Origin of the sequence: Flavobacterium sp. UBA4854, assembly GCF_002399805.1 — a bacterium.
Classification (GTDB): domain Bacteria; phylum Bacteroidota; class Bacteroidia; order Flavobacteriales; family Flavobacteriaceae; genus Flavobacterium; species Flavobacterium ginsengisoli.
This window is the reverse complement of sequence record NZ_DHEI01000095.1, coordinates 7,987-15,726: the sequence shown is the minus strand read 5'-3', so window position 1 is coordinate 15,726 and position 7,740 is coordinate 7,987. Positions and strand designations below refer to the sequence as shown.

Here is a 7,740-nt window from a genome sequence, read left to right as displayed (position 1 = left end):
AATCTCAGAATCTCAGAATCTTAGAAAAAAAATCAACAATCTAATATCTAAAATTTATAAATGGGTGCTTTTGTAATTAGCAAGCGATTTAATGATGAATATAAGTTTACGTTTACTTCTCGAAAAGGGAAGGTGATCTTTACGAGTTTGAGTTATGAATTAAGATTTGAATGTGAAGAGGATATTGAAAAGTTTAAAGCGAATATAGAGCTTGCGAAATTCTTGAAGTTTAAAGGTTCTGGAGGAAAGTATTTTTTTAAATTGATGTTGGGTGAGGTTCATTTTGCTACAAGTCGAAAATACAGCACAGAATTGCTTTTGCAGAAAGGGATAAAAGAGATTGTAACATATTCTTCTAGGTCGGAAATTTTGGATTTCTCTTCGAGTGAGTCGATTTTTGGGGATGATGAGGTTGAGGAAGAAATGGAAGAGGCGGCTGAATAAATAAAAAAAAAGCGTTCATAATTTATGAACGCTTTTTTTTATTGCTTGTGGATTAATGGAAAAAATTAATCACAAAAAAAACCATCTAAAAGATGGTTTTAAAATCGTTAGAACTTAGGTTCTAATTATTTTTTTACTTCTTCTACTTTAGCAGCAGCAGAATCAACTTTAGCAGCAGCAGAATCAACAGTTGCAGCAGCAGAATCAACAACAGCAGCAGCTGAATCAACAGCAACAGCAGTAGAATCTACAGCAGGAGCTTCAGCAGCAGCGTCAGCTTTTTTACAAGATACAACAGTTAATACAGCAACAACAGCTAAACTTAAAAATACTTTTTTCATCTTACTTTATTATAAAAGGTTAATTATTAATTCGTGGCAAAGATATAAATTTTTTAATATGTAAAATATTTTTTCACTTTTTTTTTAAAATATTTTCCTTACTCACGTTTATCTTATTTATCAAAGAATATGCCAAAACTACAAAATTTTCTTAAATTATCTAATTTATAGGCTAAATAATTTTTTGTTGAATATTCTTTATAAAAATGGGCTGTTTTATTTCTCTGATTAATGGTTTTTCTGATTTTTTAAGACTATTTATTTAGGTTTTCAAATGTAAAAAGTGGTCTTAATTGTGTTGTTTTTCTAAATTTAACACTTTTTATTGGTACAAAAGGCTATACAACTAGTTTTATGATAGTCTCGGTTGCACCTTTGTTGGTTTGAATGAATGATCTAGAGATTTCGCTTTTTTCTTCTAGAAAGTTTTTGTCCTTTAATAAATTATCAAAAATTTCTTTTAGTTCCGAACTTGTTGATATTGGTATGCAGCCTCCAATTTCGACTAAGGCGATAGCTTCTGCAAAATTTGAATAATTAGGGCCAATTACGATTGGCATTCCAAAAGTTGCTGGTTCAAGAATGTTGTGTATTCCAGGATTTCCAAATCCGCCACCTACATATGCAATCGTTCCGTAACTATAAATCTTGGTTAAGATTCCGACAATATCAATTATAAAAACATTGTAGCTAGAAAGGTCTTTGTTTTCTTTTTCTGAAAATAAAATTGTCGACTTTGTAATTTTTGATTGAAGGTCTGAAATCTGATCAGGCTTTATATTGTGCGGAGCAATTATGAATTTTACGTTTTCTGGCGCCTGATTGATGTATTCGTATAGCAAAGCTTCATCTTTTGGCCATGAGCTTCCAATAACAATTGTCTGCTTATTGTTTTTGAAGTTTTCGATATAATCCAAACGATTGTCTCTTTCTAAAATAGCATTTACACGATCAAAACGGGTATCACCAGAAACAATTACATTTTTAAAACCTAAACTTTCGACTTTTTCTTTCGATTTTTCGTTTTGAACAAAGAAATAAGTAAAAGCTTTTAAGGCATTTCTGTAAAATCCGCCATACCATTTAAAGAACATTTGATTGTCTCTAAAAATTCCTGAAATCAAATAAGTTGGAGTTTTATGGTCTTCAAGTTCTTTTAGGTAATTCAGCCAAAATTCATATTTAATAAAGAATGCTTTTTCTGGATGAACAAGCTTGATGAATTTTTTTGCGTTGCTTTTAGTGTCCAATGGAAGGTAAATGGTAACATCGGCAACTGTATTATTTTTACGCACTTCGTATCCAGATGGTGAAAAAAAGGTTACAATAATTTTATGGGAAGGATATTTCTCTTTGATTTTTTCTATAACAGGAAGTCCTTGCTCATACTCTCCTAAAGAAGCAGAATGAAACCAAATCGTTTTGTCTTCTGGTTGTATTTTTTCTTTTAGTGTGCTAAAAACACTTTTTCGGCCTTCTACAAAAAGCTTAATTTTCGGACTAAACAAGGATATGATTCTTAAGAAAAATCCTGCGATATGTATGGCTAGATTGTATAAAAAAAGCATGTAATTTTTTTTGCAGCTAAATTACATTTCTTTCGACTATTTTCATTGGTTTGAAGCTATTAATAACTATTTTTGTTCTTCCTTTTAGAGATTTCTGTCCGAAAACAGTGTCTTTAATTTTTTTAAATACATTCAAAATGAAAAAAATACAAATGGTTGACTTAAAGAGTCAATACGAAAAAATAAAATCTACTGTAGACGCTTCAATTCAAGAAGTTTTAGATACAAATACTTATATCAACGGACCTTTAGTTCATCAGTTTCAAAAGAATCTTGAAGATTATTTAGGTGCAAAACACGTTATTCCTTGTGCAAACGGTACAGATGCGTTGCAGATTGCCATGATGGGATTAGATCTGAAGCCAGGAGACGAGGTAATTACTGCCGATTTTACTTTTGCAGCAACTGTTGAGGTTATTGCTTTGTTGCAATTAACACCAGTTTTGGTTGATGTTGATTTACATAATATGAACATCGATATCGAAGCGGTTAAAAAAGCAATTACACCAAAAACAAAAGCGATTGTTCCGGTTCATTTATTTGGACGTGCAGCTAATATGGATGCAATTATGGAAATTGCTAAAGAGCATAATTTATATGTAATAGAAGATAACGCACAAGCAATAGGTGCAGATTATATTTCTAAATCTGGATCAAAAGTGAAAGTAGGTACAATTGGCCACGTTGCGGCAACTTCATTCTTTCCTTCTAAAAACTTAGGATGTTATGGCGATGGAGGAGCAATTTTTACAAACGACGATAAATTGGCTCACATCATCCGCGGAATTGTAAATCACGGAATGTATGAGCGTTACCACCACGATGTTGTGGGAGTGAATTCTCGTTTGGATAGTATTCAAGCTGGAGTTTTAAATGCTAAATTGCCATTGCTAGATGAGTATAATGCAGCGCGTCGTTTGGCGGCAACAAAATACAATGCAGCATTTGCTGGGAATGCGAAAATCATTACTCCAGATTTTGATGCAAACGAGAATGATCACGTTTTTCATCAATACGTTTTAAGAATTTTAGATGCAGACAGAAATGCTTTAATGCAGCATTTATTAGATAAAGGAATTCCATGTGCAATTTATTATCCAATACCATTGCATTCTCAAAAAGCATATTTAGATCCTCGTTATAAAGAAGAGCAATTTCCGGTTACAAACCAATTAGTACAGGAAGTAATTGCTTTGCCAATGCATACAGAACTTGACGACGAACAAATTAAATTTATTACCGATTCTGTTTTAGAATTTTTGAATAAATAAAGATGAGAAAAGGTAGTCTTTTAATTTTAATGATTTTTCTTCAGTTTTCAGTTTTGGCTCAAAAAATGAATTCTAAAGAAGAGAATGCCGTTAGCAGTCAAGTCGAAATTTTGCGTCAGGCAATGATTGATGCTGATGGAGCGAAATTGAAAGCGCTAACTTCGGACAAATTGAATTATGTCCACTCAAATGGTAATTTTCAAAACCAAGCTGAATTTATAGAAGGAATCGTAAGTGGAAAATCTGATTTTGTTTCGATCGATTTTCAGAACCAAACTATAACTATTCAGAATGATGTTGCCATAGTTCGACATGTTTTATCGGCTCATACCAAAGACGATGGAATAGATCGAGATATTAAAATAGGAATAATGCTCGTTTGGCAGAAACAAAAAGGCAAATGGGTTTTAATTGCTAGACAAGCTTATAAATTAACTACATAAAAACAACCACAAAAAAATGAAAGTATTAGTAACAGGAGGATTAGGTTTTATCGGTTCTCACACCGTAGTCGAATTACAAAATGAAGGCTTCGAGGTAGTGATCATTGATAATCTTTCTAATTCTTCAGAAGATGTTTTAAAAGGAATTACTGCGATTACAGGAAAAACGCCTTTATTCGAGAAAATTGATTTAAGAGAGAAAAGTGCCGTTCGGGATTTTTTTAAAAAACATAATGATGTTACTGGTGTCATTCATTTTGCTGCTTCAAAAGCAGTTGGCGAAAGTGTTGAACAGCCTTTACTGTATTATGAAAACAACATTAGCAGTTTAGTTTATCTTTTACAAGAATTACAGCAAAAACCTGAAGCAAGTTTTATTTTCAGCTCTTCTTGTACGGTTTACGGTCAAGCCGAAAAAATGCCAATTACAGAAGACGCACCAGTTCAAGCAGCGATGTCTCCTTATGGAAACACAAAGCAAATTGGTGAAGAAATCATTACAGATACAGCTAAAGTTACTAATATCAGTGCTATTTTATTACGTTATTTTAATCCGGTTGGAGCGCACGAATCTGTTGAAATTGGAGAATTGCCTTTAGGGGTTCCTCAAAATTTAGTGCCTTTTATTACGCAAACGGGTGTCGGATTGCGCCAAGAATTATCTGTTTTTGGAAATGACTACCCAACTCCAGACGGAACTGCAGTTCGCGATTATATTCACGTTGTTGACTTAGCAAAAGCACACGTAATTGCTTTACAGCGCTTGTTAAACAAAAAGAACTTGGCAAAAGTAGAAACTTTCAATTTAGGAACAGGAAAAGGAAGTTCTGTTCTTGAAGTCATTCATAGTTTTGAAAAAGTCAGCGGTAAAAACTTACCTTACAAGATGATGCCTCGTCGTGAAGGTGATATTACTGAAGCTTATGCAAATACAGATAAGGCAAATAATGTCTTAGGGTGGAAGGCTGAACTAAGTTTAGACGAAGCAATGGCAAGTGCTTGGAAATGGGAACAAAAAGTGAGGAATAAATAGTTTTTTAAATAAAATTATAAATTTTAAAGTCCCAGATTATAGCAATATAGTTTGGGACTTTTCTTTTAAAGATATTTGATTTTTATGAAAAAAGATTTAGATTATAAATTAATATTTGCCTTAGCGGCTGTTGGAATTATTTGGGGAACTACCTTTTTAGGTATTAGAGTTGCGGTTGAAACGATTCCGCCTTGGTTTGTAACTTCAATTCGTCAGGGATTGGCGGGAATAATCATGATGATGATTTTATTGTTCAAAAAAGAATTGAAATGGATTGGATGGGAGAATTTAAAACATCAGCTTGTTCCTTCTATTTTGATGATTGTAATTGCAAATGGTTTTACAACCGTTGCCGAACAGACTGTGCCAAGTGGATTGGCTTCGGTAATTAGTGCTATGGCTCCTATACTTATTTTTCTGGGCAGTATTTTATTTAAATTACAAAAACCAAGTTTAAGAGGATTTATTGGAGTCATAATAGGGTTTTCTGGAGTCGTTTTTATATTTAAAGACGGACTAGGATCTTTTTTAGATGCCGATTATAGAATTGGAATGATGTTTATGGGGTTTGCAATTTCTGCTTGGGCAGCTGGAACAATTTATACCAAAATTCATGGGAATAAATCTAAAAATATAGTTCTTAATTTGTTTTACCAGTTTACAATGGCTTCATGCATTCAGATTGTTTTGGCATTTATTTTTTCGCCAACTATTGATGTAAGTTTATGGAGCACTAAAAGTATTTTAGCAGCATTGTATTTGTCTATATTTGGGTCTGTAATTGCTTTTTTTAGCTATAATTATGCGCTTAAGCACGTTACGCCGGTTCAGGTTTCTATTTTGGCGTATATCAACACCATAATTGCGGTGTTTTTTGGTTGGCTCATTTTGGATGAAAAAATTACCATTGATTTTATAATTGCAACAATCCTGATCATTTTAGGAGTTTTTATTATTAATTATAAAAAGAAGGAAAAGAAAGCTGTATAAATTTTGATTTAATTTATTTTGTAAATTTGTAAGATTAAAATGTAGGAATAATGAATTCGGATAAAGAAAATAAAAAGAATAACAAGGTCGAAGAACCAAGAGTAGAATACGAAGTTCAAAAAACTAAATTTAAAGGTATAGATCATGAAACTTTTGATTTTGATGCTGAATTTGCAAAAGGATTAACACCGGAGGAGTTTAAAGCTGAAATGTCTAAAAGAATAAAAGCTTATCCTTGGAAAAAATAATTTTTGAAAATAGCGTTCTAGAATATTTTGATAATTTAGTTTTTGTTCTTTTTGAAAAAGAGTATTTCGGGTTCGTTGAGTCAGCTCAAATTTATATCAACAAAATAGTAGATTATATTAAATCAAATATATCAACCTTTCCACACAGCAAAACTCCAGATTCTCTCCGTTATCTAGGTTCAAATTATATTTTCTATAAAACTAGCTCAAGAACAAGTTGGTATATATTTTTTGAAAAGAGTAATCAAAACTACCTGATTACTGGAATTCTAAATAATTATAGCGAAGAAGCAAAGGAATTATAAAATAAAATCCTCATAAACTTATCAAAGTATATGAGGATTTATTGTTTTATACAGTTAACCACTGAGAACTGTCAATAAGACTAAACACTTAAAAATTAAGCATTAGCAACAGCAGCTTCTTTATCAATTTTATTAATCAATCCAGTTAATACTTTTCCAGGACCAACTTCAGTAAACAAAGTCGCGCCGTCAGCAATCATTTGCTGTACAGATTGTGTCCATCTTACAGGAGCAGTCAATTGAATGATTAAGTTCTTTTTAATTTCATTAGCATCAGAAACTGCATTTGCAGTTACGTTTTGATACACTGGACAAATAGGAGTAGAGAAAGTAGTTGCTTCAATTGCAGCAGCCAATTCTTCTCTTGCTGGTTCCATCATTGGAGAGTGGAAAGCACCTCCAACAGGTAAAATTAAAGCACGTTTTGCTCCAGCAGCTTTCATTGCTTCGCAAGCTTTTTCAACAGCAGTAGTTTCACCAGAAATTACCAATTGACCTGGGCAGTTATAGTTTGCTGCAACCACAACTCCATCAATAGAAGCGCAAACTTCTTCTACAACATTATCAGCTAAACCTAAAACAGCAGCCATAGTAGATGGAGTGATTTCGCAAGCTTTTTGCATAGCCAAAGCACGTTGAGAAACCAATTTAAGTCCATCTTCAAAAGACAAAGTTCCGTTTGCTACCAAAGCAGAAAATTCTCCTAAAGAGTGTCCTGCAACCATTTCCGGTTTGAAATTTTCTAAAGTTTTGGCTAAAATAACAGAGTGTAAAAATACAGCTGGCTGTGTTACTTTAGTTTCTTTTAGTTCTTCGGCAGTGCCTTCAAACATGATATCTGTAATTCTGAAACCTAATATTTCATTAGCTTTTTCGAATAATTCTTTGGCTAAAGCCGAATTTTCATAAAGGTCTTTACCCATTCCTGTGAATTGTGCACCTTGACCTGGAAATACGTATGCTTTCATTTGTCTAATTTGTTTTTTATTTTTTTTGAAATTGAAAATTAGCTTCAATTGAAAGGCAAAAATAATACTTTTTTATTTCGTATAATCCTTAAACATGTAAATCCATGCTAATCTGGAAAATCGGAGATT

Annotated in this window: 10 protein-coding genes; 7 read left to right on the top strand and 3 right to left on the bottom strand. The window is 32.6% G+C overall.

Annotated features, from left to right (window positions below; genetic code table 11):
* Nucleotides 1-60 precede the first annotated feature (60 nt).
* Nucleotides 61-444, top strand: a complete 384-nt coding sequence (locus B3J44_RS14185) for a DUF1508 domain-containing protein (RefSeq protein ID WP_111422666.1) — start codon at nucleotides 61-63, stop codon at nucleotides 442-444.
* Between the two features lie 125 nt (nucleotides 445-569).
* Here the strand turns inward: B3J44_RS14185 and B3J44_RS14180 are convergent, their stop codons facing one another.
* Together B3J44_RS14180 and B3J44_RS14175 are read right to left on the bottom strand one after the other, a co-directional pair.
* Nucleotides 570-785, bottom strand: coding sequence for a hypothetical protein (locus tag B3J44_RS14180; protein ID WP_008467260.1), 216 nt, complete (start codon nucleotides 783-785; stop codon nucleotides 570-572).
* 338 nt (nucleotides 786-1,123) lie between these two features.
* The gene (locus B3J44_RS14175; RefSeq protein ID WP_286969053.1) at nucleotides 1,124-2,353 is read right to left on the bottom strand and encodes a 3-deoxy-D-manno-octulosonic acid transferase; all 1,230 of its coding nucleotides are present in this window, start codon (nucleotides 2,351-2,353) and stop codon (nucleotides 1,124-1,126) included.
* Between the two features lie 137 nt (nucleotides 2,354-2,490).
* On the opposite strand from B3J44_RS14175, the gene B3J44_RS14170 reads away from it, so the two are divergent.
* From B3J44_RS14170 to B3J44_RS14145, 6 genes are all read left to right on the top strand, one after another.
* On the top strand, nucleotides 2,491-3,624 hold the full coding sequence (locus B3J44_RS14170; RefSeq protein WP_286969052.1) for a DegT/DnrJ/EryC1/StrS family aminotransferase: 1,134 nt from the start codon (nucleotides 2,491-2,493) through the stop codon (nucleotides 3,622-3,624).
* A gap of 2 nt (nucleotides 3,625-3,626) precedes the next feature.
* The gene (locus tag B3J44_RS14165) at nucleotides 3,627-4,067 is read left to right on the top strand and encodes a nuclear transport factor 2 family protein (RefSeq protein ID WP_286969051.1); all 441 of its coding nucleotides are present in this window, start codon (nucleotides 3,627-3,629) and stop codon (nucleotides 4,065-4,067) included.
* A 16-nt stretch (nucleotides 4,068-4,083) separates the two neighbouring features.
* Complete coding sequence (gene galE / locus B3J44_RS14160; protein ID WP_286969050.1) at nucleotides 4,084-5,100, top strand: UDP-glucose 4-epimerase GalE; 1,017 nt, start codon at nucleotides 4,084-4,086, stop codon at nucleotides 5,098-5,100.
* 84 nt (nucleotides 5,101-5,184) lie between these two features.
* Complete coding sequence (locus tag B3J44_RS14155) at nucleotides 5,185-6,090, top strand: DMT family transporter (protein ID WP_286969048.1); 906 nt, start codon at nucleotides 5,185-5,187, stop codon at nucleotides 6,088-6,090.
* 50 nt (nucleotides 6,091-6,140) lie between these two features.
* The gene (locus B3J44_RS14150; RefSeq protein WP_286969044.1) at nucleotides 6,141-6,338 is read left to right on the top strand and encodes a hypothetical protein; all 198 of its coding nucleotides are present in this window, start codon (nucleotides 6,141-6,143) and stop codon (nucleotides 6,336-6,338) included.
* The gene (locus B3J44_RS14145; RefSeq protein ID WP_286969041.1) at nucleotides 6,326-6,643 is read left to right on the top strand and encodes a hypothetical protein; all 318 of its coding nucleotides are present in this window, start codon (nucleotides 6,326-6,328) and stop codon (nucleotides 6,641-6,643) included. The genes B3J44_RS14150 and B3J44_RS14145 overlap by 13 nt, the downstream gene beginning before the upstream one ends.
* A 95-nt stretch (nucleotides 6,644-6,738) precedes the next feature.
* Here B3J44_RS14145 and fabD read toward each other — a convergent pair whose 3' ends face one another.
* Complete coding sequence (gene fabD, locus B3J44_RS14140) at nucleotides 6,739-7,611, bottom strand: ACP S-malonyltransferase (protein WP_198854406.1); 873 nt, start codon at nucleotides 7,609-7,611, stop codon at nucleotides 6,739-6,741.
* Nucleotides 7,612-7,740 lie beyond the last annotated feature (129 nt).

Bases quoted from the DNA above. Each gene is read 5' to 3' on its own strand.
- B3J44_RS14185 (WP_111422666.1), top strand. From the start codon at position 61: ATGGGTGCTTTTGTAATTAGCAAGCGATTTAATGATGAATATAAGTTT.
- B3J44_RS14180 (WP_008467260.1), bottom strand. From the start codon at position 785: ATGAAAAAAGTATTTTTAAGTTTAGCTGTTGTTGCTGTATTAACTGTT.
- B3J44_RS14175 (WP_286969053.1), bottom strand. From the start codon at position 2,353: ATGCTTTTTTTATACAATCTAGCCATACATATCGCAGGATTTTTCTTA.
- B3J44_RS14170 (WP_286969052.1), top strand. From the start codon at position 2,491: ATGAAAAAAATACAAATGGTTGACTTAAAGAGTCAATACGAAAAAATA.
- B3J44_RS14165 (WP_286969051.1), top strand. From the start codon at position 3,627: ATGAGAAAAGGTAGTCTTTTAATTTTAATGATTTTTCTTCAGTTTTCA.
- galE (WP_286969050.1), top strand. From the start codon at position 4,084: ATGAAAGTATTAGTAACAGGAGGATTAGGTTTTATCGGTTCTCACACC.
- B3J44_RS14155 (WP_286969048.1), top strand. From the start codon at position 5,185: ATGAAAAAAGATTTAGATTATAAATTAATATTTGCCTTAGCGGCTGTT.
- B3J44_RS14150 (WP_286969044.1), top strand. From the start codon at position 6,141: ATGAATTCGGATAAAGAAAATAAAAAGAATAACAAGGTCGAAGAACCA.
- fabD (WP_198854406.1), bottom strand. From the start codon at position 7,611: ATGAAAGCATACGTATTTCCAGGTCAAGGTGCACAATTCACAGGAATG.